Source organism: Bacillus licheniformis DSM 13 = ATCC 14580, from assembly GCF_000011645.1.
GTDB lineage: Bacteria > Bacillota > Bacilli > Bacillales > Bacillaceae > Bacillus > Bacillus licheniformis.
Genome location: NC_006270.3, coordinates 2,936,398 through 2,962,467 on the forward strand (window position 1 = coordinate 2,936,398; position 26,070 = coordinate 2,962,467).

Below are 26,070 nucleotides of genomic sequence, written 5' to 3' on the forward strand. Positions count from 1 at the left end.
TTATTTTATGTCATTCCACATCATGATTTATTCAAAATAAGTATAACACATTATTTTTAATTAGCCATACCATTTGTTGCTTTCACAGCAAATTTACGCACTTTTGTGAAATCGTGAACAAAAGACTAAAAAAAATCGGCCCTAAAGCATATATTTCAAATACACCTTTGGTGCTACAATTTGCAACAGCGCTAAATTTTCACCGACAGAAGGCAGTGTCTTCAAGGAAGGACAACCATGAAACTGATCAAAAACGCATCTTTTATCATTTCTTTTTTGGCTGCGGCCGGCATTTATTTTTTATTAGGTACAGTCGCTGCTTCTGCGGCAAACGAAGATTATCCGGAACAGATGATCAGGCTGGAAAGCTCATCAGGCTTAAATATTACGCCCGCCGGGAATCAAGACAACGCACCGCTAACAGCAAAACAGACGAGCGGAGAAAAAGAAGAAAGATGGAGGCTTGATACGTCTGACGGCAAACAATTCAAAATCAGAAATATGGATAGCGGCAAAATTATCATCCCTGCCCATTACGCACTGTCAGACAATAATCCGGCTGTGGTCTACTATGACAATTCACGGAAGGAAGAGTTGTGGAATATCATCGGGGCCGACAAAGACGGAAACGGAGATTTTATCACGTATAAAATCGTCAGTGCACAAAACAGCAGCCTTGCACTGACACTGGACGGCAGCGGAGTGAAGCTTGCCAAATATACGGGCAGCTCCGTCCAAAAGTGGAAGCTTCCAAGCGACGGGCTCGAAGGTTTCGCAGGCTATGCAAGGGAAACGAACGGCAAGCAGAAAACAGGCACAACCGGCGGCCTGCTTGGAAAAGTCGTCTATGTCAATAATCTGGGCGAACTGAAGGCCAATATTGAAGATTCAACGCCGCGCACGATTGTCGTCTCCAGCAATATCGGCGCTTCAGCCAAAACGGTATTAACGGTGGGCGCCAATAAAACAATCATCGGCTCGTATGAAAAACATAAGCTGAATAACATTTACTTTAAAACAAAAGCGGACTCTGGCAACGTTATTTTCAAAAATCTGGTCATTGCACATGATGCATCCATAAATGAAAACAATGACATCCCTGTTTACATTACCGATTCGAGAAACTACTGGATTGACCATGTCACATTCCAAGGCCACAGCTATACGGCAAACGGCCACGATCTCGACAAGCTCTTATACGTCGGCGCTAAAGCCGATTACGTCACACTGTCGCACAGCACATTCACAGACCACAGGTACGGCCTGATTCTCGGCTGGCCTCAAGATGACAAGCAATACCACAGTATATATAATGGCTATCCGCGGATGACAATCAGCCACAATCGCTTTGAGAATCTCTATGTCAGGGCGCCCGGGTTGATGCGTTACGGCTATTATCACGTGAAAAGCAATTATATCAACAATTACCACCTTGGCTTCACGATTACGACATTGGCGAAAATATATTCTGAAGCCAATTACTTCGGCACGGGCAATGAGAAAGGCATACTGGATGATTACGGAGACGGCGCGTTTAAAGATGTCGGGTCATATCCGGCGATAAAGGGGCAGAAATCGCCTGAGACAAGCTGGACACCTTCATCCAACTACAGCTATCGGACGATGAAGGCCGGCAATGCCAAAGCTTTTGCCAAACGGTACGCAGGTGCGCAGCGCACCGCTCTGTACTATGCGAATTACAGCCAGTTTAAAAAAGACTAATCAAAAAAGTGAGCGCGACATTGCGCTCACTTTTCAATATTTGACCATGTATCAAGCAGCTGATGAAGCTGCGCTTCTGTATCTTTCAGACTGCCGCTGTTATCGATCACCGCGTCTGCCCTTTTCTTTTTTTCGTCAAGAGATTGCTGGGCGTGAATTCTGTTCAGCGCCTCGTCTTTATTAAGCCGGTTTCTTTTCATCAGCCGCTCAAGCTGAAGCTCCATCGGAACCCAGACAACGATCACTTTATCTGTCAAATGTTCGAGCCCGCTTTCATATAAAAGCGGAATATCGAGAACAACAAACCGTTCACCGGCCCGGATGGCTTCGTCGCGCTGCTTGATCATCATTTTTCTCACTTCGGGATGGACGATTGCATTTAACTGCAGCCTTTTTTCTTCATTAGCAAAAACAATTTCTCCAAGTTTTCTCCGGTCGATATCGCCTGTTTCAAGCAGCACGCCTTCACCAAATGTCTCAGCGATTTTCTGATAAGCGGGCATCCCCTGTTCAACGGCCTCTTTCGCGATCACGTCCGCATCGACGACCGTGATGCCGCACTGCTGGAACATTTGCGCGACAGTGCTTTTGCCGCTGGCAATCCCCCCGGTTAACCCGATGACCAATGTCAAAGGCCTGCACCTCCTTCTTACAGTTTCCAGATGCCGATCATAATCAGCAATATACCGGGAAGAAAGGTCAGTTTATCCATCCAGTTCCATTTCGATAAAAATCGGCCTGCCTGTATTCCGCAAAATACGAACAATGAGCTCATGATGCCTACCGTAATGCTCATCGGTACAGGGGAAAAGCCCAGCGCGGCCGCGCCGATCCCTGCGCCGAACGCGTCAATAGAGAGGGCGAAACCGAGAAGGAAAGCTTCTATACCGGTAATGATTCCTGATTTATCAATGTCGGCGCTTGTCGGTTTTCTTAATATGTGTATCACGATTCCGAGCGATTTCAATTCAAGGTTAATGAGCGTTTTTTCAGAGAAGACGAGATCCTGTTCTTTCTCCGGCCTGAAAAACTGATACAGCACCCATGCGCCGATCCCCATTAAGATGACGGCTCCGAGCCTTTCTGTTACGACAACGGGCAGGAATTTCGCCAAAAGGGTTCCGATCATCATGGCAATATACATCACGGCACCAGAGCAAAAAGCAATAATCAAAATCGCTTTAAATGGGATTTTCAGCTTTCGCAATCCGTAAGTAAATCCGACTGAAAAACTGTCCAAGCTGACGGCAAATGCCAGCAGCAAGAAAGATGCAAACATCATATCAGGCTCTTCCTTTCTGTTGATGCGAGCAGTGTAAGTCATGCAGCCTAAAGGCAGCTTTCTAGGCTTCTTATATATATGAAAGAAGAAAACCATCCGTGTGTTGTTCACCCGAAAAAGAAACATCACACCTTAAAGCTTGCTTTTAACAGCTATATGGAGCGTATGCACCGACAGCTTGAACCATGATACGGCTTGCTTTTGTCCTTCTATGCGATTGTCATTTTTTCTGGCACTTTATGCAAAAATGCGTGCCCCTTCCGCCAACGACTGTTTTTTCAATTGGAGATCCGCATTTTTTACAAGGTTCATCTTTCCTGCCGTAAACGAAAAGTTTGAGCTGGAACATGCCGATCTCACCTTGTGAATTGATGTAAGATCTGACTGTGCTTCCCCCTGCTTCAACAGCTTCCTTTAACGTTTGAATGATCTCTTTATGGAGAAGAACCGTCTGTTTTTTTGTGAGCTTGTTCGCTGTTGCCTCGGGATGGATACCGGCTCTGAACAAAGCCTCGTCGACATAAATATTGCCCAGTCCGACGACTGTCCGCTGATCGAGCAGCGCGGTTTTCACCGAGCGGTTTGTTTTCTTCAGGCGCTCTCTTAAGTAATCGGCTGTAAATTCGCTGCTGAAGGGCTCGGGGCCGAGCTGCCTGAGAGGCAGCTCTGTCAGTTCCTCTCCCGGCTTAAACAAATGCATGGTGCCGAACTTTCTGACATCCCGGTAGCGCAGCTCGCTTCCGTCCGTGAACCTGAAAATGACGTGCACATGTTTATCAAGGGGTTCATCGTTTTGATGAAGCCCGTACTTTCCTTCCATTCTCAAATGGGAAACCATGACACAATCATCAAGATGAAACAACAGGAATTTTCCCCTTCTTCCGATCGACTGAATCGTCTGGCCGGCCAGGAGCCTTGCGAATTCCTCAGGCTCCTCCGGACGTTTTATGATTTTTGTCCATCTGACATCAACCGCATCGATCGTTTTCCCTCTTACAAGCCCGGCAAGAGTGCGCCGGACCGTTTCGACTTCTGGTAATTCCGGCACATCATCACTTCCTTTTCTCTATTTTGCATCGTACCATGAAGGCCCTGAAGCGCAGTCCACTTTCAGTGGAACATCGAGCTCCAATGCATGTTCCATGACTTCCGGAACCAGTTTTTCAAGCACTTTGATTTCATCTTCAGGCGCTTCAAAAATCAATTCGTCATGAACCTGCAGCAGCAGTTTGGCCTGGAGATTTTTTTCTTTCAGCTTGTCCGCCATGTCGATCATCGCTTTTTTAATAATATCTGCGGCGCTTCCCTGGATCGGTGTGTTCATCGCCGTCCGTTCGGCAAAGCTGCGCAGATTGAAATTCCGGCTCGTCAATTCCGGTATATACCGCCTCCGGCTTAAAAGAGTCGTTACATAGCCTCGCTGCTTCGCTTCCTGAACGGTCTCTTCCATGTATTCTTTGACTCCCTGGAAGCTGTGGAAATAGCGCTCAATAAACGCTGCCGCTTCCTTTCTTGTAATTCCCAGGTTTTGCGACAAGCCGTAGTCGCTGATTCCGTAGACGATTCCGAAATTGACTGCTTTCGCCTGCCTTCTCATCGCAGGGGTGACTTCTTCTTCTGATACATGAAAAACGTCCATCGCCGTTTTTGTGTGAACGTCCATATCGTTCGTGAACGCTTCAATCAAATTTTTATCCTTTGAAATGTGGGCGAGAACCCTCAGCTCGATCTGTGAGTAATCCGCCGCAAATATGAGCCAGCCTTTTTGCGAAGGGACAAACGCCTGCCGGATTTTGCGGCCCTCCTCAAGGCGGATCGGTATATTTTGCAGATTCGGATCGGTTGAGCTGAGCCTTCCCGTCTGTGTTAAAGCTTGATTAAAGCGGGTATGCACTTTATGGCTGTCTTTTTTGATCACTTTCAAAAGCCCTTCTACGTATGTGGACTGGAGCTTGCCAATCTGCCTGTAGTGCAGGATATCTTCGATAATGACATGTTTATCGCGCAGCTTTTCAAGCACATCGGCTGAAGTTGAATAGCCCGTTTTTGTTTTTTTGACGACAGGCAGCCCGAGTTTATCAAACAAAATCACACCGAGCTGCTTTGGTGAATTAATGTTGAAGGTTTCACCTGCTGACTCGTGGATTTTTTTCTCGTATTCCGCTAATTTAGCGGACAGTTCTTCACCCATTTTTTTCAGTCTGTCGACATCGACTTGGACACCGATCGATTCCATCTCACCGAGAATGTGGGCGAGGGGCATTTCGAGCGCTTCAAACAGTTCGAGCTGCTCGTTTTCTTCCAGTTCATCAAGGAGCTTTTCGCGCAGCAGCGATATCGCCTTCGCCTTTCTGGCTAAATGGTCGGCAAGCTCCTTCTCATCCGGAACCGCCTGTTTCGCTCCTTTTCCGTAGACCGCTTCATCTGCTGAAACGATGTGTAATTGATGTTCTTTCGCAACGCTTGCCACATCATCGTAGGAGTGCCCCGGGTTGATGATATAGGCCGCAAGAAGAACGTCAAACTCAGCGCCTTTCAGTTCAATGCCCCGCCAGCGCAAAGCGACCGCCGCACGTTTTGCATCAAACACCCATTTCTTTTTCGACTCATCTTCGGCCCATTCTTTAAAACAGTCCGACTGAACGGCCGTCTCTTCCGGAATGAAGAAAGCGCCGTGTTCGTTGACGATCGAAAAACCGAGGATCGGCGCCTCGTGATAATTGTCGCCGAGCTGTTCGACTACGAGTGAAGCCGGTGACGCAAACAAGTCATCCGTGATGTCTGTTTTGATCATGACATCGATCTCTTCCAACTGTTCTTCTTCTTTCTCTCCCGCCTCTTCGCCAATCCTTTCGAGCAAAGAATGAAAGCCGAGATCTTTAAAAATCTTGACGACCGCTTCCCTGTCAAAACCTTCATATCCGAGGGAATCGAGGCTGACTTCAAGCGGCGCTTCTGTCGTAATCGTCGCAAGCTCTTTGCTCATCAAAGCCTGTTCTTTAAATTCTTCAAGCTTTTCTTTCAGTTTTTTTCCGCTGACTTCGTCTATTGACGACAGCAGCTCCTCTACTGTATGGAACTGTTTCAAAAGCTTGATCGCCGTCTTTTCGCCGACTCCCGGCACGCCTGGAATATTGTCTGACGAGTCTCCCATCAGCCCTTTCATATCAATGATCTGTTCAGGGGTAAGTCCGTACTTTTCCCGGACATGTTCAGGCGTATAGTATTCGACATCTGTAATGCCCTTTTTTGTGATGGCGACCGTCGTTCCTTCTGTAGCCAGCTGTGTCAGGTCCTTGTCGCCGGAAAAAATCTTCACTTCAAATCCGTCTTTTTCCGCTGATTTGGCAAGGGTGCCGATAATATCATCGGCCTCGTAGTTTTCAAGCTCATACCTTGAGATTCTATATGCGTCGAGCAGCTCGCGGATAAACGGCAATTGCTCTGACAGCTCCGGCGGCGTTTTTTGTCTGCCGCCTTTATATTCTTTAAACGTTTTATGTCTGAATGTCGTTTTCCCCGCATCAAAAGCGACGAGCATGTGGGTCGGTTTTTCCTCTTCAAGCATCTTCATTAAGATCGTGGTAAAACCGTACACCGCGTTTGTATGTATCCCTTTTTCATTGCTGAGAAGAGGCAGGGCGAAAAACGCACGGTAAGCCAGGCTGTTTCCGTCAACCAATACTAATTTTTTTCTTTCAGTCATCTTTATCCTCCTAAGGAGCCGATTCGTCAGCTTCCATTCAACTTCGTGATCATATTTGCTTATTTTATTTTAGCAAAGTTCATTTTGAAAGGAAAATGAGAGTGATTTCGCAGAAAAATAAAAAAAGGGACGCGCTGTTGATCGCGTCCGTCCATATGGCTCCTTGGATGAAGGGGTTCACTAATGATCCTATCAGCCAAGTTTTAACCATATATATAAAAGTTGTTAAGCCTTTGTAAAGTTTGCTAAATGAAGCTACTCGGATGCGCGTTTTAAGCGGACCGTGAATTCGGTGCCTTTTCCCCGCTCGCTTTCGACGTCGATTTCGCCTTGGTGGGCTTCGACTAAATGCTTGACGATCGCAAGACCGAGACCGGTTCCTCCTGAATTTCTGCTCCTGTCTTTATCGATCCTGTAGAACCGTTCAAATATCCTCGGGATTTCGGACTGCTTGATCCCGATGCCCGTATCCCTCACTTTGACTTGCACTGCATCTTCCAGAACATCAGCCGAAATCGTCACGCTTCCATCTTCAGGCGTATATGTGAGCGCATTGTTCACCAAATTCAAAAAGATCTGCTTTAGTCTGTGCGGGTCTCCGGAAGCAACGGCCGGCTTATCCGGCTTTTCCAGTGTCAAGGTGATTCCTTTTTCCTCCGCTTTATTCTTCAAAAGCATCTCAATTTCGGCGAGGATTTCACCGATATTGCAATTTTGAATATTCAGGGTGAAGTTTTGCTGTTCGATTTTCGACAGATCCAACAGGTCCTGGATCAAGGTTTGCAGACGGCTGCTCTCTTTTAAGATGATCGATAGAAACTGCAACAGCGTCTCCCGTTCGTTCATCGCTCCGTCCAGAAGCGTTTCGGTGAACCCTTTGATTGATGTAATCGGCGTTTTCAGCTCATGGGAGACATTGGCGACAAAGTCCTTCCTCATTTCTTCAAGCTGCTTTCTTTCCGTCATGTCATGGAAAACGAGAACGATGCCTTTCCACTCATCATTGATGCCGATAATCGGAACCCCGTCGACTTCAAAATACCTTCTTTCAATTTTGATCGGCAGTTTAAACATTTTGCGGACCTTTGCTTCCGTCATAAAAATTTCTTCAATGAGATTAATGATCTCTTCGTGTTCGAGCACTTCGTGATAGAAATGGTAAAGAAGCTGATCGGCTTCTACGTGAAATTGCTTTTGATAAGCGCGGTTCACAAGGTGAATATAACCCTTTCCGTCGATTAAGATCAGACCGGAATCGATATTTTCGATGACGGTTTGCAGACGGTCGCGCTGCATTTCCTGGGCTCTTGTCATGTCCTGCAGGTTCTGCGCCAGCATATTGATGGACTGGCTCAGCATCGTTTCATCTTCGTTGAATGTTCTTGCTTTATAGTTTCCTTTGGCAAGCTCAATCGCCACTTGTGTCGCAGACTCAATCGGATTCGTATATTGAGAGGTTATTCTCGCCCCAAGCCCGGCGATGATTAAAAAGGCCGTTCCAAGGCTCACGCCGAGGAGAATCCAGATCTTTTGATTGATGTCTTGCAATGAATCGACAGGAGTGCTGATCAGAATATATCCATTCACATTCCCGTCATCTTTGAGCGGCTGCACGTAACGGTAAACGGACTCGTCATCAGGGTTGATCCTGAAGCCTCCTCCTTCACCGTTTAAATCCGACTCAAGCGCTTCCTTGATAACGGATTGCTCTTCGGCGCGGCCCCCAAAATGAAAAAGAACCTGACCTTTTGTATCAATAAGCGATACACGACTGTCCAGTTCACGGCTTGCCTTCTCTAAAATAGCTCCTTGCTCCGAAGACTTCATGTTTTCACCATTTGCCAATGAAGCGACCAAAGCGGCCTCTTTTTCAATATGGCTGCTCAGTTTGGCATCGTAAGAGGAGTGAAACAAGTGAACGAGCAGAAAACCGAGTGAAGCAAATACGAGAATCAAAAGCGTCAGCAGGGCAGCTAAAAGCCGGGTCCGGAATTTAATCATTCAGTTTCGGCTCCTCCATTTTGTAGCCAAGACCTCTGATTGTTTTAATGTATTCCGGTTTTTTTGTATTTTTTTCGATCTTATCGCGAAGGTGGCTGATGTGGACATCGACGATGCGCGTATCGCCCGCGAAGTCGTAGTTCCAGACAGCGTTGAGGAGAAGGTCTCTCGTCAGCACCCTCCCTTTATGCCTTCCCAAATATAAGAGAAGTTCGAATTCCTTCGGCGTCAGCTCGAGGCGTTCGTTTTGAAAATAAACCTCATAATGTTCAGGCAGTATTTTCAGTTCGCCTATGATCAGCTCGCCTGCATCCGGTTCTTCCGTCTCCTCCGGCTGAACGGACAGCGTCTGTGTTCTTCTTAAAATCGCTTTGACCCTTGCCGTCACCTCTCTCGGGCTGAACGGCTTTGTCATATAGTCATCGGCACCCAGCTCGAGACCGAGCACTTTATCAAATTCATCATCCTTTGCGGTCAGCATCAAAATCGGATACATCAGCTTCTTCTGTCTGAGTTCCTTGCATACTTCAATGCCGTCCATTTTAGGAAGCATCAGATCGAGCACGATCAGATCCGGCTTCTCTTCAATCGCCTTTAATAAGCCGGCCTCTCCGTCCATGGCGGTCACCACATGATAGCCCGACCGTTCAAGGTTATATTTTAGAAGGGTAACAATCGATTCCTCATCATCTACAACTAATATCTTTTTGCTCATGACATGCCTCCAGGCTTCAGATTTCCCCGACATCTCTTTCTCTATCTTTTGTTAAATAAACGTTTTCACTCCTATTTTAACGAAAGCCTATCCGTTCGACAATTTGATTTTTCAGTGTTTTGCTTAAAATCTCTCTTTTTCGGCCATAATCCGCTGTTTTAAGTGATGGAATCCCCATGCAGCCAGCGGCCTCCATCAAAAAGAATGAAAATGTCCGGGCAGATGATTATGATTAGGTATATGCTGACAGCCCGTGTTTATGTCTTGATTTTCATACCGTCTTATGTAAAAGGTTCGCATTCAAAAACAGGAAGGCTTGTATAAAGCCTTCCTGCCGTGTTTATTATGATAATACTTTCATGACGTTTTTGACTGATTCAACGGATTTATCGAGCTGACTTTTTTCGGTTTCAGTCAGTTCAAGTTCAATGATCTGTTCAAGACCGTTTCCGCCGATAATCGTCGGAACGCCGAGATAAATGCCTTCATAGCCGTATTCGCCTTCAAGGTAGGCAATGGTCGGCAGCACGCGGCGCTGGTCTTTTAAGATTGCTTCAACCATTTCTGTCAGGGAAGCGGCAGGCGCATAGTACGCGCTTCCGTTTCCTAACAGGTTGACAATTTCTCCCCCGCCTTTTCTCGTTCTTTCAACAATCGCATCGATCCGGTCTTTCGGAAGAAGCGTTTCAAGCGGAATGCCGCCTGCATAAGAGTAGCGAACGAGCGGAACCATATCGTCCCCGTGTCCGCCCAGTACAAAACCTGTAATGTCTTTGACGGAAAGGTTGAGCTCCTGAGCGACAAACGTTCTGAATCTTGCCGTATCCAAAATTCCCGACTGGCCGATGACCCGCTCTTTCGGGAAGCCCGATTCTTTATAGACGGCGTATGTCATCGCATCTACAGGGTTTGTCAGAACGATGATGATACAATCAGGTGAGTATTTAACAACTTCCTTCGTTACGCTCCTCATGATCTTTTCATTTGTAGCCACGAGGTCGTCCCGGCTCATTCCCGGCTTTCTTGCGATCCCCGCCGTGATGACGACGATATCTGAACCAGCCGTATCTTCATAGTTTGCCGTTCCTGTAATATTCGCGTCAAATCCTTGGACAGGGCTCGCTTCCAGCATATCGAGCGCTTTCCCTTTTGTAGGGTTTTCAAGCTGCGGAATGTCGACTAGCACGACATCAGCCAATTCTTTTTGAGCCGTTAAAAACGCAGTTGTTGCACCTGTAAAACCCGCTCCGATGACAGATACTTTATTTCGCTTCTTTCCCATTTTTTCTACCCCTTTTAATTGTTGTTTGTTTTACCCCAAAACAGCCGTTTAAGACATGTTTTTGATAAGCTCATCACCGAATTCAGAGCATTTGACTTCAGTCGCGCCGTCCATCAAACGAGCGAAATCGTATGTGACGACTTTGGATGCGATTGTTTTCTCCATTGATTTAATGACAAGGTCGGCCGCCTCATTCCAGCCCAAATGCTCAAGAAGCAGCACGCCGGATAGGATGACTGAAGACGGGTTTACTTTGTCGAGGCCGGCGTATTTAGGCGCTGTACCATGTGTCGCCTCAAAGATGGCATGTCCTGTCTCATAGTTGATGTTTGCTCCAGGTGCGATGCCGATTCCGCCGACTTGGGCAGCCAGCGCATCTGAAATGTAGTCCCCGTTCAGGTTCATTGTCGCCACAACGTCAAACTCGGCAGGACGTGTCAGAATCTGCTGCAGGAAGATGTCGGCGATGCTGTCTTTGATGATGATTTTGCCGGCAGCTTCAGCTTCGCTTTGCGCTTTGTTTGCAGCGTCTTTGCCGTCTTTTTCAGCGATGCGGTCGTATTCGGCCCAAGTGAATACTTTATCGCCGAATTCTTTTTCAGCCACTTCATAGCCCCAGTTTTTAAAGGCGCCTTCCGTGAATTTCATGATGTTTCCTTTATGGACGAGCGTCACAGATTTGCGGCCGTGCTCGATCGCATACTCGATCGCAGCTCTGACAAGCCTTGATGTTCCTTCTTCAGAAACCGGCTTGATGCCGATGCCCGATGTTTCAGGGAAGCGGATTTTGTTAACGCCAAGCTCGTTTTTCAGGAATGAAATCAGCTTTTGCACTTCTTCAGAGCCTTTCGCGTACTCGATGCCGGCGTAGATATCTTCAGTATTCTCACGGAAGATGACCATGTCCGTATCTTCAGGGCGCTTAACCGGTGAAGGAACGCCTGTGAAATAGCGGACAGGACGCAGGCATGTAAACAAGTCAAGCTCTTGTCTGAGCGCTACGTTTAATGAGCGGATTCCCCCGCCTACAGGAGTTGTTAAAGGACCTTTAATCGCGATCAGGTATTCGCGGATCGTATCAAGCGTTTCTTCCGGAAGCCATTCGCCGGTTTTGTTGTACGCTTTTTCCCCGGCGTAGACTTCTTTCCAAGTGATTTTCTTTTCGCCGTTATACGCTTTCTCCACAGCCGCTTCAAGAACCCTGGAAGCCGCTCTCCAAATATCAGGACCTGTTCCGTCCCCTTCAATAAACGGGATGACCGGGTTGTTTGGAACGTTTAATACTCCGCCGGAGACTGTAATTTTTTCGCCTTGTGCCACAATAAAACCTCCCATAATATGTAATTCTTCAATATAGAAAAACATTTGTTTCCCCCGTTTGGCGGGGGACAAACATGTTTTTTCATAGATTCATTAATTCATTGCTTCCATAGAAAAGCCGTTGAGAGGCCGGCCGAACGAAGCTCGAGCAGCCTCTTTTCAAACGGTCAGCTTCTTTCTTCAATCGGAATGAACCTCTGCATGTCAGGGCCGGTGTAGTCAGCCCGCGGACGAATCAGGCGGTTATTTTCATACTGTTCAAGAATGTGAGCGAGCCAGCCTGATACCCTGCTGATCGCAAAAATCGGCGTAAACAGATCATGGTCGATTCCTAAGCTATGATAAACCGACGCAGAATAAAAGTCTACGTTTGGCGGCAGCTTTTTCTGAGACGTGACGATTTCCTCAGTCCGCTCTGAAATCTCATACCATTTGCTTTCACCCGTTAAATTCGTCAAACGCCTGCTCATTTCCTTCAAATGTTTTGCGCGGGGATCGCCCTGGCGGTATACGCGGTGGCCGAACCCCATGATCTTTTCTTTCTTTTCAAGCTTGGCGTGAATATATGAATCTACGTTTTCAACCTCGCCAATCTCTGAAAGCATTTTCATAACTGCTTCGTTTGCTCCGCCGTGAAGCGGACCTTTCAAGGCTCCGATTGCGGCCGTTATCCCTGAGTAAACGTCTGAAAGCGTCGCGACGCATACTCTGGCTGTGAACGTAGATGCGTTCAGCTCATGATCCGCATGAAGGATCAAAGCTTTGTCAAACGCTTCCACTTCGACAGGTGAAGGTTCTTTTCCATTCAGCATGTAGAGAAAGTTGGCTGCAAAGCCGAGTTCCGGATTCGGCTCAATCGGCTCAAGCCCTTTGCGGATTCTTGAAAAAGCAGCGACAAGCGCAGGCATCTTCGCTTGGAGACGCACCGCTTTTCTGTAGTTTGCTTCCGCATCCATTTGATCTGCTTCTTCGTCAAACAGCCCGAGTAAAGAAACGGCTGTCCGAAGAGCTGCCATCGGGTGGACTTTTCCATTCGGGTAGGATTTGAAATGGTCAATGACTTCTTTGGGGATACCGGCATTTTCAGAAAGCTGTTTTTTAAGCTCGGCAAGCTCCTCTTTGTTCGGCAGCTTTAAATGCCAAAGCAGATAAACAACTTCTTCAAAGCTAGCTTTTTCTGTCAAATCATCGATGTTATACCCTACATATGTAAGAGTATCATCAATAATTGAACTTACTGATGATGTAGTGGCGACTACCCCTTCAAGGCCGCGTGTTGCTGTCATACTCATCTCTCCCTTTTTTTAAAAATTTCCCCTTTTAAAATTAAACCAAAACCCAGGAGCAAAAACAACGCATGATGTATACATCTTCTTTAATCCAAAAAGAAAATGCTTACATTAAATCGTTTTTCAAATAAAACAATCGTGCGTTTCTATATACCGTTCGATACTCCGATATGCTTAATAAAGATTAAGCATATTTATATTATAAACAATTATCAGACATTTGTTAAATGTTTAACTATAGTTTTTTTTTCTTATTTTTTGGCCCAGCTTACTTCTATTTACAGATTCTTAGTAGTTTTAACTGTATTATTTATATTCAATTATGTTTTTTTAAAAAAATACGGGGCCGAAATTTTTTTAGTAGCGAAAGTTTTTTTCAAACTAAAAAACCCCCTGAAACAGGGGGACCGCGCACATTTCTAAGATGTGAAATGCTGGACGGCCTGCATGACAAGATAGGCAATCCCGGCACCGATCAGCGGGCCGACGGCAACGCCTTTGAATAAAGCGACCGCTAAAATCGTTCCAAATACAAGAGCGGTCGTGATATGCGGGTCTTCTGCAAGCAATGTGATCCCGTTTTTGGCGATCAATGCTACGAGAATGCCCGCTCCGAGTGCAATCCATGCGTAATATGACTTCATCGCTTCGCCAAGCTGTTTAAAGCCGATCTCTCCTGTTGCGATCGGCACAAGAACCGCAATTGTAATAACGGTAACGCCCCAGTTGATCCCTTTGGATTGGATGGCTGGAAACAGCTTTTGATCGAGGCCGATCAGCTTGATCAAAAGCAGGACGGATACAGCGATGATCAACGACTGATTTTTCGCGATTAAAGCGATGGCCAAAAGCAGGATCAAAAATAAATTAGCTTGAGTAAACATGCTGTATTCAACTCCATTTTTTTATGACCTTTCTCATAATAACAGGACTCAAGAATAAAATGAAATAAGGACATGCTTTCTAATATCAGGAGGATGCAGAATTGAACCAATCCTATCTCACAGCTGCGCTTCGGGCAGTGTATGTGCTGTTTTTGACCGCTGTTTGCGGAGCGGTCGGCTACTACTCTTTTCCGTTAACCTATCCTTTTGTGATTGCGCTTATTCTCGCCATCATGATCAATCCTTTTGTGGAATGGCTCGATAAGCTGACCGGGTTCCCGAGAGGCGTCAATGTCGGAATCGTTCTGTTCGGCTTTTTGACCGCCGGAGCCGGCTTTTTGACACTGGTCGTTGCCGAGATCGTCTCTGGAACGGCCTATTTGGCTAAAATACTTCCCCTCCAGTTTAATAAAGCCGCTCTTTATATCGAATCGTTTTTTACGAATCAAATCATGCCGCTGTATAATGAGCTGGCCGCTTTTTTTGACGGCCTTGAAGCCGCCCAGCAGGAATCGATCATTACACAGGTCCAAAATTTGGGCAGTGAACTTGCTTCAGGCACGGCTTTATTGCTTTCAAAAATTCTTGAGACGGTGCCCCTTTTTTTCGCCTTTCTGCCGAATATGGCGGCCGTGCTGATCTTTTCGCTCCTGGCCACTTTTTTTATCAGCAAAGATCTGCATAAAATACAAAACAAGGCACGGTCTGTTCTTCCTGATCGTCTGATCTCGGGTGCAGCGGCTGTCTATGCAGAATTGAAAAGAGCACTGGCAGGCTTTGTGAAGGCCCAGCTTACCCTTGTGGCGATGACGATGGTGCTCGTGTTGATCGGGCTTTCCGTGTTGAAGGTCAATCATGCTGTGGCGATCGCTTTTCTGATCGGGCTGGTCGACCTGCTGCCGTATTTGGGAACAGGGTCTGTATTTGTGCCGTGGATTGTCTATTTAGCAGCGGCCAAACAGCTGCCGCTGGCGATCGGCCTTGGAATTCTGTACATCGTCGTACTTGTCTTCAGGCAGCTTGCCGAACCGAAGATTTTAAGCCGGTCAATCGGACTTCACCCTTTGGGAACATTAATCGCGCTGTTTGCCGGTTTCAAATTGTTTGGCTTTCTCGGATTGATCATGGGCCCCGCCCTTCTCGTTCTTATTCAGGCTCTCTTTACAACAGGTATTTTTAGAGACATATGGCTGTTTATTAAAGGAAATGAAAAATAAGCGGCAGCCTGCTTTTCCATGCGGGCTGCCGCTTATCGGGTTATTTGATAATGTTGATCCGCCTGCCTTCAGACATTCTCTTCAGCTTGCGGGAGATAAATGGTTTGAAACGGCCGCGCGTTGCCGGCAGCAGCAGCAGTAAACCGATGATATCCGATAAAAAACCGGGCAGCAAAAGCAGCATGCCCCCTATGAAAATACAAAGCCCGTCCAAAATCGCGGCCCCAGGCATCTTTCCGTACTGAAGATCGCGCTGGACTTTGTAGTAGACTTCGATTCCTTGTTTTTTGGCGAGAGCGGCCCCGAGAAAGCCCGTCAAAATGATCAGCAAAACGGTCGGCAGCACACCGATCCAATTAGCGGACAAGAGGAACAGACCGATTTCACTCGCTGGAAAAATGACGAGAAATAATAAGAAAAACTTCATTTTTTTCACCTCATAATTCTAAATTGGAAGCGAACGGCCGCCCTATTTTGCTTGTGCCGCCTGCAAAAAAAGAAGGGAAAGCTTCCCTTCTTCCAGCGTGTTGTCAAACCCTCGCATTCGTTGTCAGGCCTGCGCGTCGGTGCTCACGAATTCCAACATTCGCTCCGCTCCGATGCTCGGCCTTCCTAGACTGCAAGGGTTTTCAATCACGCTGAATTGAAGGATGACAAAATCCTAAAACTGAAAAACGTTTTAGGATTTTGTCATAAATCTAAAAGAAGGGGAAAGCTTCCCTTCTTCTTCAATAAGCGATTAAAGCACGCTTGCACGTCCTTTGTATACAGCTCCGCGGGCGGAGTCGACCGTGATGTCTTCTCCCTCTTTCAGAATGGAAGTCGCATTTTCCATTCCGACGATGACAGGGATGCCGAGGCTTAAGCCTACGACTGCCGCGTGGCTTGTTAAGCCGCCTTCTTCCGTAATCAGCGCAGCCGCTTTTTCAAGGGATGCCATCATGTCACGATCCGTGCTTTTTGTAACTAAAACGGCGCCATCTTTCATTTTTTTGGCCGCTTCTTGTGCGTTTTGAGCGATGACCACTTCACCAAATGCGGATTTGCGTCCGATGCCCTGGCCTTTTGCGACCACGTCTCCGACAACATACACTTTCATCAAGTTTGTTGTACCGGCTTCACCGACAGCTCCGGCCGTGATAACGATCAAGTCGCCGTGGCGTACGATGCCTGTATCGAGAGATTTTTGCACCGCTTTTTCAAGCATTTCGTCAGTGGAGCTGTGGTTTTGTCCGCTTGTTGCGAAAACCCCGAACACAAGTGACAGCTTTCTTGACACCGCATCGTTTACCGTAACTGCGACAATCGGCGCCTGCGGGCGATATTTGGAAATCATTCTCGCCGTATGGCCGCTTTCCGTCGGTGTGACGATGGCATTCACATCAAGGTTGATTGCCGTATGCGCCACAGATTGGCCGATCGCATCCGTAATTGACATGCTGACTTGCTTGCTTCGTGCGGAAAGGATCTTTTTATGGTTGAGCGCTTCTTCTGAACGGGAAGCGATATTGTGCATCGTCTGAACGGCTTCAACAGGATAATTTCCCGCTGCCGTTTCACCTGAAAGCATGATTGCGTCAGTTCCGTCAAAGATCGCATTGGCAACGTCGCTCGCTTCCGCGCGTGTCGGGCGCGGATTGCGCTGCATGCTGTCGAGCATTTGGGTAGCCGTGATGACAGGCTTGCCAAGCGCATTGCATTTTTTGATCAGTTCTTTTTGAACGAGCGGCACTTCTTCGGCAGGGATTTCTACACCCAGGTCTCCACGCGCAACCATCAGACCGTCTGATACTTCAAGAATGGCATCGATGTTGTCAACGCCTTCCTGGTTTTCGATTTTTGGAATGATTTGAATATCTGCCGCATTGTGCTCTTCAAGAAGTTCGCGGATTTCAAGGACATCCGACGGACGGCGCACAAAGGATGCCGCGATGAAATCAACGCCCTGCTCGATGCCGAATACGATGTCGTTTGCATCTTTTTCCGTAATTCCCGGAAGATTGACGCTGACGCCCGGCACATTCACGCCTTTTTTGTTTTTCAACGTTCCGCTGTTCATCACTTTCGTGACGATTTCACGCTTGTCCTTGTTTATGTCAGTGACTTCAAGTCCGACCAATCCATCGTCAAGCAAAATCGTTGAACCGACTGACACATCGTGAATCAACCCATCATATGTAACTGAGATTTTATCAGGCGTACCGATGACTTCGTCCATTGAAACGATCAGCTGAGAACCCGCTGCCAGTTCGATCGAACCGTTTTCCATTGTGTGCGTGCGGATTTCAGGCCCTTTCGTGTCAAGAAGGATGCCGATATCTTTTCCCAGCTTGCCGGCTGCTTCACGAATGTTTTTAATTCTTGCGCCGTGCTCTTCGAAATCTCCATGGGAAAAGTTCAGGCGCGCCACGTTCATTCCGGCTTCCATCAGCTGGGTGAGCTTTTCAACACTTTCGCTGGCCGGTCCAATTGTACAAACTATTTTAGTCTTTCTCATATTGCTTCCTCCTCGGGTTTTACACTAGATTGACAGTTCTTGAGACAAGCGGTACATGCTTTGATCAATTGTATGTTTTTGCTCGAGTATTTCAATGATATCATGATGCACAAGCTGGTTATTTTGAATTCCTACACAACGTCCGCCTTTTCCTTCAAGAAGCAGTTCAACCGCAAATGCCCCTAGACGGCTTGCCAATACGCGGTCTGCTGCAGTCGGGGAACCGCCGCGCTGGATATGTCCAAGCACCGATACTCTAGTTTCGAGATTTGTGGCTTCTTCAATTCTTTTTCCGAATTCAACGCCGCTGCCGACGCCTTCCGCCACAATGATGATGCTGTGTTTCTTGCCGCGCTCATGCCCTCTTTTCAGCCTTGCAATAATTTCTTCCATATCGTAGTCTGCTTCAGGAATCAAAATGGATTCCGCGCCTCCGGCCAAACCTGACCATAAAGCAATGTCCCCGGCATGGCGGCCCATTACTTCAATCACGTATGTACGTTCATGGGATGTAGCTGTATCCCTGATTTTATCGATGGCGTCAATAACGGTATTTAGCGCCGTATCGAATCCGATCGTCAGATCAGTGCCTGGGATGTCATTGTCGATCGTTCCCGGCACTCCCACACAAGGAAAACCGTGTTCTGTGAGCTTTTTGGCTCCCATATAAGAACCGTCGCCGCCAATGACGACTAATCCTTCTATACCATATTTTTTTAAATTCGCTATTCCTTTTTCCCGTCCTTCTACCGTTTTAAACTCAGGACACCTTGCTGTATATAGCTTCGTTCCTCCGCGGTGAATGATATCTCCGACAGAACCGATTTCAAGCTTTTCTATTTTTCCGCTGATTAAACCTGAATACCCGTTGTAAATTCCGTATACTTCTACGTCATGGTAGATCGCTTTCCTGACAACCGCGCGGACCGCCGCGTTCATTCCCGGGGAATCTCCGCCGCTTGTCAATACTCCGATACGTTTCATCTTTTTCACCTCGAAAACATATATAATTTACCTTAACACGTTCATTGCCGCTAAAACAATGAAAAAGGGATGAAAGTTTTCCGAAAATCCCTATAAAACCTTACTCATTATACAATTAAACAAAAAGTTTTTAAATAAATTTTAAGCAAACTCTTTGAAAAATCGCGGGCGGCAGACACAATCCTTTCACTTTTCACCTTCACCCATAAAAAATAAACGTGAGCCAAAGGCCTCACGTTTATTTATTTTATCCCAACATATTGGTTTTCAGTCGAAATTTTTCCAATTGACTTATACTTGTTATATCTTTGTTGGATCAGCTCGTTCTTATCCAGTTTCAGCAGGGATTTAAGCTCGCCTTTCAGCGCTTCGTCGATGTAGGCAGCCTGCTGCTCCACATCGCGGTGTGCTCCGCCTCTTACTTCTTTTATAACATGATCTATAATATCCAATTCTTTAAGGTCCGGAGCGGTGATTTTCATTGTTTCTGCCGCTTTTTTCGCGAGTCCTGAATCCTTCCAGAGGATAGCAGCAGCTCCCTCGGGAGAGATCACCGAATAAGTTGAGTTTTCCAGCATCAATAAGCGGTTTGCGACGCCGAGCGCAAGCGCTCCCCCGCTGCCGCCTTCCCCGATGACGATCGAGATGACCGGCACGGAGAGTCCCGCCATTTCAAAAAGATTCTTGGCAATCGCTTCGCTTTGCCCCCGCTCTTCAGCTGCTTTGCCCGGGTATGCTCCTTTTGTATCAATAAAGCAGATGATCGGCCTGTTAAATTTGTCGGCCTGCTTCATCAGCCTGAGCGCTTTGCGGTAGCCTTCAGGATGCGGCATTCCGAAATTGCGGCGGATGTTTTCTTTTGTATCCTTGCCGCGCTGCTGACCGATTACTGTCACAGGAAGACCCCGGAACTTGGCAATTCCGCCGACAATTGCTTCATCATCACCGAAATAACGATCTCCGTGGCATTCAAAAAAATCGGTAAAGAGATGTTCGATATAATCGAGCGTTGTCGGACGGTTCGGGTGCCTTGCAATCTGGACTCTGTCCCAGGCTTTCAGATTTGTATAAATGTCTTCTTCAAGCCTTTCAAGACGAGCTTCAAGCTTCGTAATTTCAGAGCTCAAATCCATATCGGAATCCTGTGTGAACTTTTTCAATTCGGAGATCTTTTCACGCAGTTCGACCACCGGTTTTTCAAATTCTAATTCTCCAGCCACTCGAGATCACCTCCAGTTTGGTGCATTTTCAAAATGCTGCCGAGCGTTTTTTTCATGTCAGCTCTGTGAACGACGGAATCAAGCTGGCCATGCTTTAACAGAAATTCCGCAGTCTGAAAATCCTCGGGCAGTTCTTCACGGATGGTTTGTTCGATAATTCTTCTTCCGGCAAAGCCTATCAGCGCGCCCGGTTCGGCAAGGTTGTAATCGCCGAGGGATGCGAAGCTTGCGGATACGCCGCCTGTTGTCGGATGCGTCATCACTGAAATGATCAAGCCCTGCTCTTCGCTGAACAGCTTCAAAGCGGAGCTTGTTTTAGCCATTTGCATCAAGCTGAGAAGGCCTTCCTGCATTCTTGCACCGCCTGATGCGGTAAAAATGATGAAAGGTACTTTTTCTTCTCTTGCCTTTTCGATTGCAAGCGTAATTTTTTCGCCAACGACAGATCCCATGCTTCCCATTCTGAAAGATGAATCCATCACGGCCACGACCGCCGGAGATCCGTCAATCGTCCCTTTCCCGGTAACAACCGCTTCATTCAGCGACGTTTTTTCCCGGTCTTTTTGCAATTTTTCAAGGTATCCCGGGAACTCCAGCGGGTTTTCAGACATCATATCCTGATTGAATTCTTCAAAGGAGCCATCGTCCAGCAGGCTTTTTATACGCTGCTTCGCGTTCATTTGAAGATGGTAACCGCAATTCATGCAGACCCTTAAATTTTTATCCAGCTCTTTTGTGAGCATGATTTTTTTACAATCCGGGCACTTTGTCATGATCCCTTCCGGTACATCTTGCTTCGCTGATTCCGCGGGAACGGAAGCGTATTTTTTTTTCTTTTTGCTGAATATATCTTTTAACAAAAGATTACCTCCCTTTTCTGAAGGGTTTTCTTCATGTATGCCTGTCCTGTTTATAGACTAGAACATCACTATACCGAAACTATTGTACTTTTTTTGTCAAACGGTGTCATCCTCAATTCGACATTTTTGACCGGCAAACAGCCGAATCGCACTTTATGCGGTTAGAGACTGACAAATTGATATATCAGCCTTGAGAGCGGATACAAAAGTCCGGAAAAGCGATTTGAAAAAAATTTTCACAGCCCGAATATTTCCTTACAAGTGTCCCCAATAAGAGGAAAAACCGAACATCATATTCGATAAACAGCGCGTGACGGCTCTTTAGGCCAGAGCAATCACGCGCTGATCAAAAATGGACTTTTATTTCCCTTCAATCACTGCAAGCTTTCTTGTTTTTTCAGCGACTTCTTCTGGATCGACATCGATTCGTGCAACGCCTGTTTCCATCGCGGCTTTGGCTACCGCTTTGGCAACAGCTGGTGCGACCCTTGGATCGAACGGAGCCGGAATGACATATTCAGGTCTCAGCTCTTCGTCGGAAACGAGTGACGCGATCGCCTCAACCGCGGCGATTTTCATCTCCTCGTTGATATGTGTCGCGCGGACGTCGAGCGCCCCGCGGAAGATGCCAGGAAAAGCGAGAACGTTGTTCACTTGGTTAGGGAAGTCAGAGCGTCCCGTTCCAACGACGCTTGCTCCGGCTTCATGCGCTTCGGCAGGCATGATCTCAGGATTTGGATTCGCCATGGCGAAGATGATCGGTTTGTCAGCCATGCTTTCAACCATTTCTTTTGTCAGAGCGCCTTCGACGGAAACCCCGATAAAGACATCGGCGTCTTTGATCACGTCTTTGAGCGAACCGTCTATGCGGTTTTTGTTCGTATATTTTGCGACTTCTTCTTTAACTGCGTTCATGCCGTTCGGACGGCCTTCGTAGATCGCGCCTTTCGTGTCGCACATGATGATGTCGCGCACGCCGAAATGATAAAGAAGCTTAATGATGGCAATTCCCGCTGCGCCGGCGCCGTTCGCCACAACTTTGACGGAAGACATCGTTTTGCCGGACAGCTTAAGCGCATTGACGAGACCGGCTACCGTTACGATTGCTGTACCGTGCTGGTCATCGTGAAACACCGGAATTTTCGTTTCTTTTTTGAGGCGTTCTTCAATGACAAAACAGTTTGGAGCTGCAATGTCTTCAAGGTTGACGCCGCCGAATGTCGGCTCAAGCAGCTTGACCGTCTCAACAATTTTATCGACATCAGATGTATTTAAACAGATTGGGAAAGCGTCCACACCGGCAAAGCTTTTGAAAAGAACCGCTTTTCCTTCCATCACAGGGAGGGCGGCTTCAGGGCCGATATTGCCGAGGCCGAGCACAGCCGTTCCGTCCGAGACGACTGCTACCATGTTTCCCTTCATTGTATAATCATATACTTTGCTGTTATCATCGTAAATCGCTTTGCAGGGTTCAGCCACACCCGGAGAATATGCAAGGCTTAAATCGTCCGCATTGCGAACCTGCACTTTTGATTTTGATTCCAATTTGCCCTGGTTTACTTTGTGCATATGCAGTGCTTTTTCTTTCAATGACATGTTAACAAACACTCCTTCAAGGGAATTTTGCCAAAAACTTTGCTTCGTTTTCTGCTTAAGATTCTTGTAAGACGAACCCCAGAATCTTAAAAATGATAACACAACTGACCGCATTTTTGATCAAAAATGCTCAGGATACCTGCTATCTGAGCACGACATTTTTCTCACCTACAACGCTTTTAAGCCTGTATAGAGCAGCGTGATCAGCCTTGATATTATAGCTTTCCGGCAGCTGCATCGTCTGCTTCCGTTTTTCATAATAGACGCAGACCGGCGTTTCCCCTTTGTGTTCAAGCAGGATGCTGCTGATCTTCTTGAAAATATCGTGGGTGTGCTGGCTTTCCTCCACTTTAATATAGACGGACGGCTGCTTTTTCGCATGAAGCGATTCGACGAGCGATGCCCCGGAAATAATCAGCTGGCGTTTTTCATTCCTTGTCTCAAGGCGTCCTTCTGCAAAAAGCGATACGCCTTCTTCCAGGATCGGGGAAAGCTGCCTGAACTGTTCAGGAAAAACAACCGCCTCCATTTCCCCGCTTTCATCGCTCAGCTCCAGAAAAGCCATCGTCTGTCCCGTTTTTGTGCGGATCGTCTTCATCCTCGTCAAAAGTCCGCCCAGAGCCGCTTTTTTGCGGCCAGAGGCGAGCAGCTGAATAATCGGCAGCGCACCTGCACGGTCCAGTTTCTTGCGGTGGACGCTCAGCGGATGGTCAGAAAAGTAAATGCCAAGCGTTTCCTTCTCGTGTGCCAGCAGGTCGACGAGCGGCATTTCCTCCGTCTCGGCGTACTTCGGCTTGATTGTCAAGCCTTCATCGAGAAAGAAGCCTAGCTGATCATTGTCTCCTGCAAACAATTCGGCATGCTCCAGCGCGACATCGACAGAAGCGAGCAAAGTAGCCCGGTTTTCACCGAATTCATCCATTGCTCCGGCAAAAATTAAGGCTTCAATCGTTTTCCGATTTACGCTTTTCACAGAAGTCCTCACACAAAAATCAAACAAATCTGCGAACGGCTTTTCTTTTCTGGCTCTGTAGATCTCTTTTACAGCCGCTATCCCGACGCCTTTAACAGCTCTTAAACTGTAGCGCAGCGCCCCGTTTTCCACGACAAACGGATAGCCGCTCTTATTGATGGAAGGACCTAGAACATTCAGCCCTTTCCCTTTTGCTTCATAGATGTACTGAGCAAGCTTTTCCTCATTTCCGATCGCACTCGTCAAGAGGCCGCACATAAAGTAGAGGGGATAATGCGCTTTTAAATAAGCGAGCTGGTAGCCGATCATGCTGTATGCAACGGCATGGCTCCGGTTAAAACCGTAATTGGCGAATTTCACAATCAGATCGTATACTTCATTAGCCGCCTGTACGGAATATCCTTTTTTCAAACATCCACTAATAAAATGATTTCTCTCTGTATCGAGAATTTCCTTGTTTTTTTTGCCGACCGCCCTTCGCAAAAGGTCGGCTTCTCCAAGCCTGAAACCCGCCATCCGGGATGCGATCATCATGATTTGTTCCTGATAAACGATCACGCCGTACGTATCTTTCAGGATATCGGCCAAATCCTCGTGCGGATAAGACACAGGAACCCGTCCGTGCTTCCTTTCGATATACAGCGGGATGTTTTCCATCGGGCCCGGGCGGTACAAGGCATTGACGGCGACAATATCTTCAAGGCTCGATGGCTTGAGCCTTTTTAAAACGTTTCTCATGCCGGCTGATTCGAGCTGGAAAATACCTGTCGTATCTCCTTCAGCCAGCAGCTTAAACGTCTGTTCATCATCATAGGGAATCGCCGAGAAATCGATAGTGACCCGCTCGCTTTTTTCGATCAGCGTTTTGATCGATTCAATGAGCGTTAAATTGCGCAAGCCGAGAAAATCCATTTTCAAAAGTCCCAAGTCTTCGAGATAGCCCATCGAATATTGCGTTAAATATACGCCGCCATGACCTTCCTGTACCGGTATGATATTCGTCAGCGGCTCCTCGCTCAATACGACGCCAGCCGCATGAATGGACGTATGCCGGGGAAGCCCTTCGATTTTCTGCGCCGTTTTAAATATGTCCTGAAGCTTTTTTGAGCCGTTTAGGCGCTTGTCAAGTTCAGGTGAAAGTGCTCTCGCCTCTTTCAGCGTCACTCCGGGTTTGGAGGGAATCAGCTTCGCCAGCTGGTCGGCTTCTTTCGGACTGATGCCCATCACCCTGCCGACGTCTCGGAGCGCCGCTTTTGCGGCCAATGTACCGAACGTGGTTATTTGTGCTACGTGCAGTGCCCCGTACTTATTTTTCACGTACTGAATAACTTCATCCCTTCTCGTATCGGGAAAATCGATATCGATATCGGGCATGCTGATGCGCTCCGGATTTAAAAACCGTTCAAACAGCAATTTGTGCTTAAGCGGATCGACATCTGTGATAAACAGCGTATAAGCGACGAGAGAACCGGCCGCCGATCCGCGCCCCGGCCCTGTGATAATGCCGTTATCGTGGGCGAACTTCATGAAATCCCAGACGATCAAAAAATAGTCGCTGAAAGCCATGTCGCGAATCACTTTCAGCTCATACTTAAGCCGCTCGACATACTCCTTCGGAGCGGCTTCGAACCGTTTTTTCAGTCCGAGAAAGCAAAGCTCGGCCAAATAATCGTCGGCATTCTTGCCGGAAGGCGCCGGATATTTCGGCAGGCGCGTCTGGCCAAGGCTCAGGTCCACCTGGCATCGGTCCGCGATTTTGACTGTATTCTCCAACGCGTCCGGACGATCTCTGTAAATGTCCAGCATTTCAGCGGGCGGCTTGAGCTCAAGATGCAGATCTCCTTCGGCCTTCATGTCTTCGTTCAGCTTCTCGCCCGCTTTAATCGCTTTTAAACACGTGTAAGCTGCCGCGTCCTCCTTTTCGATGTAGCGTACATCGCCGGTTGCGGCAATCGGAATTCCCGTATGTTCGCTTAGCTCTAAAATGCGTTCAGAAAGAAGCGGGTCTCCCTTGTACGGCTGATACGACAAATAGAAGCTGCCCTCTCCAAAGATCGAAAGGCAGCGGAGGGCAGCGTCCTTCGCCTCTTCGATCAGCCCTTCTTTCAACAGCGCTTCAACATGGCTTGTCCCGCCCGTTGTCAGCGCGATGAGGCCTTCATGATAGCTTTTGAGCCATTTTTCCTTGATGCCGGTTTTTGATTTTGACTGCAACACGCTGCTGATTTTCAGCAGGTTTTGATAGCCTTTGTTTGTTTTCGCCAAAAGAACGAGCGGATATGATAGCTGCTCTTTTTCATCTGTTAAAACAGAAGCCGTCAGCCCGATAATCGGCTTGATGCCGCGTTTTTTGCATGATTTATAAAATTCCACCGCCCCGTACATGACCTCGTCATCCGTCAGCGCCATTGCGCTGTAGCCCAGCTCTTTGGCTTTGGCCGTGAGATCCTCTACGGAAGCGGCGCTGTTTAATAAGCTGTAACCGCTATGTACTTGCAGGTGAACAAAAGGCATTTCTGTCA

At 47.3% G+C, this 26,070-nt stretch carries 19 protein-coding genes; 2 read left to right on the forward strand and 17 right to left on the reverse strand.

Annotated features, from left to right (window positions below; translation table 11 throughout):
• The first annotated feature begins 501 nt into the window (after positions 1 to 501).
• Entirely contained in the window at positions 502 to 1,722 is a 1,221-nt protein-coding gene (locus TRNA_RS36615) for a pectate lyase (RefSeq protein WP_229107162.1), read from the forward strand.
• 26 nt (positions 1,723 to 1,748) lie between these two features.
• Here the strand turns inward: TRNA_RS36615 and coaE are convergent, their stop codons facing one another.
• From coaE to TRNA_RS36665, 10 genes are all read right to left on the reverse strand, one after another.
• Positions 1,749 to 2,354 (reverse strand): dephospho-CoA kinase, encoded by a 606-nt coding sequence (gene coaE, locus TRNA_RS36620; RefSeq protein ID WP_003184302.1) that lies wholly within the window; start codon positions 2,352 to 2,354, stop codon positions 1,749 to 1,751.
• Positions 2,355 to 2,371: 17 nt separating this feature from the next.
• Positions 2,372 to 3,046: a sporulation membrane protein YtaF gene (gene ytaF, locus TRNA_RS36625; RefSeq protein ID WP_254926394.1), complete on the reverse strand. Its 675-nt coding sequence runs from the start codon at positions 3,044 to 3,046 to the stop codon at positions 2,372 to 2,374.
• Positions 3,047 to 3,224: 178 nt separating this feature from the next.
• Positions 3,225 to 4,052 carry a DNA-formamidopyrimidine glycosylase gene (gene mutM / locus TRNA_RS36630; protein WP_009329360.1) on the reverse strand — a complete coding sequence of 276 codons (828 nt, stop codon included), beginning with the start codon at positions 4,050 to 4,052 and terminating at the stop codon, positions 3,225 to 3,227.
• Positions 4,053 to 4,070: 18 nt separating this feature from the next.
• Positions 4,071 to 6,710, reverse strand: coding sequence for a DNA polymerase I (gene polA / locus TRNA_RS36635; RefSeq protein ID WP_011198188.1), 2,640 nt, complete (start codon positions 6,708 to 6,710; stop codon positions 4,071 to 4,073).
• A 255-nt stretch (positions 6,711 to 6,965) separates the two neighbouring features.
• Positions 6,966 to 8,711, reverse strand: a complete 1,746-nt coding sequence (gene pnpS / locus TRNA_RS36640) for a two-component system histidine kinase PnpS (RefSeq protein WP_009329362.1) — start codon at positions 8,709 to 8,711, stop codon at positions 6,966 to 6,968.
• Positions 8,704 to 9,426: a response regulator transcription factor gene (locus TRNA_RS36645; RefSeq protein WP_009329363.1), complete on the reverse strand. Its 723-nt coding sequence runs from the start codon at positions 9,424 to 9,426 to the stop codon at positions 8,704 to 8,706. Before TRNA_RS36645 ends, pnpS begins: the two co-directional genes overlap by 8 nt.
• A gap of 343 nt (positions 9,427 to 9,769) precedes the next feature.
• Positions 9,770 to 10,708: a malate dehydrogenase gene (mdh, locus tag TRNA_RS36650; protein ID WP_003184317.1), complete on the reverse strand. Its 939-nt coding sequence runs from the start codon at positions 10,706 to 10,708 to the stop codon at positions 9,770 to 9,772.
• Between the two features lie 48 nt (positions 10,709 to 10,756).
• Positions 10,757 to 12,028 carry an NADP-dependent isocitrate dehydrogenase gene (gene icd, locus TRNA_RS36655; protein ID WP_011198189.1) on the reverse strand — a complete coding sequence of 424 codons (1,272 nt, stop codon included), beginning with the start codon at positions 12,026 to 12,028 and terminating at the stop codon, positions 10,757 to 10,759.
• A 167-nt stretch (positions 12,029 to 12,195) separates the two neighbouring features.
• Positions 12,196 to 13,314, reverse strand: a complete 1,119-nt coding sequence (gene citZ / locus TRNA_RS36660) for a citrate synthase (RefSeq protein ID WP_009329365.1) — start codon at positions 13,312 to 13,314, stop codon at positions 12,196 to 12,198.
• A gap of 422 nt (positions 13,315 to 13,736) precedes the next feature.
• Positions 13,737 to 14,201, reverse strand: coding sequence for a DUF441 domain-containing protein (locus TRNA_RS36665; protein ID WP_003184322.1), 465 nt, complete (start codon positions 14,199 to 14,201; stop codon positions 13,737 to 13,739).
• A 101-nt stretch (positions 14,202 to 14,302) separates the two neighbouring features.
• Here TRNA_RS36665 and ytvI point away from each other — a divergent pair, with 101 nt between their 5' ends.
• A complete protein-coding gene (gene ytvI, locus TRNA_RS36670) occupies positions 14,303 to 15,418 on the forward strand; it encodes a sporulation integral membrane protein YtvI (RefSeq protein WP_003184324.1) in 1,116 nt (371 codons plus the stop codon).
• 40 nt (positions 15,419 to 15,458) lie between these two features.
• Here ytvI and TRNA_RS36675 read toward each other — a convergent pair whose 3' ends face one another.
• From TRNA_RS36675 to dnaE, 7 genes are all read right to left on the reverse strand, one after another.
• Positions 15,459 to 15,845, reverse strand: coding sequence for an FxsA family protein (locus TRNA_RS36675; RefSeq protein WP_009329366.1), 387 nt, complete (start codon positions 15,843 to 15,845; stop codon positions 15,459 to 15,461).
• 312 nt (positions 15,846 to 16,157) lie between these two features.
• Complete coding sequence (gene pyk, locus TRNA_RS36680) at positions 16,158 to 17,915, reverse strand: pyruvate kinase (protein ID WP_009329367.1); 1,758 nt, start codon at positions 17,913 to 17,915, stop codon at positions 16,158 to 16,160.
• Positions 17,916 to 17,939: 24 nt separating this feature from the next.
• On the reverse strand, positions 17,940 to 18,899 hold the full coding sequence (pfkA, locus tag TRNA_RS36685) for a 6-phosphofructokinase (RefSeq protein ID WP_003184332.1): 960 nt from the start codon (positions 18,897 to 18,899) through the stop codon (positions 17,940 to 17,942).
• A 242-nt stretch (positions 18,900 to 19,141) separates the two neighbouring features.
• The gene (gene accA / locus TRNA_RS36690; protein ID WP_003184335.1) at positions 19,142 to 20,119 is read right to left on the reverse strand and encodes an acetyl-CoA carboxylase carboxyl transferase subunit alpha; all 978 of its coding nucleotides are present in this window, start codon (positions 20,117 to 20,119) and stop codon (positions 19,142 to 19,144) included.
• Positions 20,104 to 20,979, reverse strand: coding sequence for an acetyl-CoA carboxylase, carboxyltransferase subunit beta (gene accD, locus TRNA_RS36695; protein ID WP_003184337.1), 876 nt, complete (start codon positions 20,977 to 20,979; stop codon positions 20,104 to 20,106). Before accD ends, accA begins: the two co-directional genes overlap by 16 nt.
• A gap of 360 nt (positions 20,980 to 21,339) precedes the next feature.
• Entirely contained in the window at positions 21,340 to 22,575 is a 1,236-nt protein-coding gene (locus tag TRNA_RS36700) for an NAD(P)-dependent malic enzyme (protein WP_003184340.1), read from the reverse strand.
• 142 nt (positions 22,576 to 22,717) lie between these two features.
• Positions 22,718 to 26,062, reverse strand: coding sequence for a DNA polymerase III subunit alpha (gene dnaE, locus TRNA_RS36705; protein ID WP_011198190.1), 3,345 nt, complete (start codon positions 26,060 to 26,062; stop codon positions 22,718 to 22,720).
• Between the last annotated feature and the right edge of the window lie 8 nt (positions 26,063 to 26,070).

Coding starts and splice junctions, on each gene's coding strand:
- TRNA_RS36615 (WP_229107162.1), top strand. CDS start 502: ATGGATAGCGGCAAAATTATCATCCCTGCCCATTACGCACTGTCAGAC.
- ytaF (WP_254926394.1), bottom strand. CDS start 3,046: ATGACTTACACTGCTCGCATCAACAGAAAGGAAGAGCCTGATATGATG.
- polA (WP_011198188.1), bottom strand. CDS start 6,710: ATGACTGAAAGAAAAAAATTAGTATTGGTTGACGGAAACAGCCTGGCT.
- pnpS (WP_009329362.1), bottom strand. CDS start 8,711: ATGATTAAATTCCGGACCCGGCTTTTAGCTGCCCTGCTGACGCTTTTG.
- TRNA_RS36645 (WP_009329363.1), bottom strand. CDS start 9,426: ATGAGCAAAAAGATATTAGTTGTAGATGATGAGGAATCGATTGTTACC.
- mdh (WP_003184317.1), bottom strand. CDS start 10,708: ATGGGAAAGAAGCGAAATAAAGTATCTGTCATCGGAGCGGGTTTTACA.
- citZ (WP_009329365.1), bottom strand. CDS start 13,314: ATGACAGCAACACGCGGCCTTGAAGGGGTAGTCGCCACTACATCATCA.
- TRNA_RS36665 (WP_003184322.1), bottom strand. CDS start 14,201: ATGTTTACTCAAGCTAATTTATTTTTGATCCTGCTTTTGGCCATCGCT.
- TRNA_RS36675 (WP_009329366.1), bottom strand. CDS start 15,845: ATGAAGTTTTTCTTATTATTTCTCGTCATTTTTCCAGCGAGTGAAATC.
- pyk (WP_009329367.1), bottom strand. CDS start 17,915: ATGAGAAAGACTAAAATAGTTTGTACAATTGGACCGGCCAGCGAAAGT.
- pfkA (WP_003184332.1), bottom strand. CDS start 18,899: ATGAAACGTATCGGAGTATTGACAAGCGGCGGAGATTCCCCGGGAATG.
- TRNA_RS36700 (WP_003184340.1), bottom strand. CDS start 22,575: ATGTCATTGAAAGAAAAAGCACTGCATATGCACAAAGTAAACCAGGGC.
- dnaE (WP_011198190.1), bottom strand. CDS start 26,062: ATGCCTTTTGTTCACCTGCAAGTACATAGCGGTTACAGCTTATTAAAC.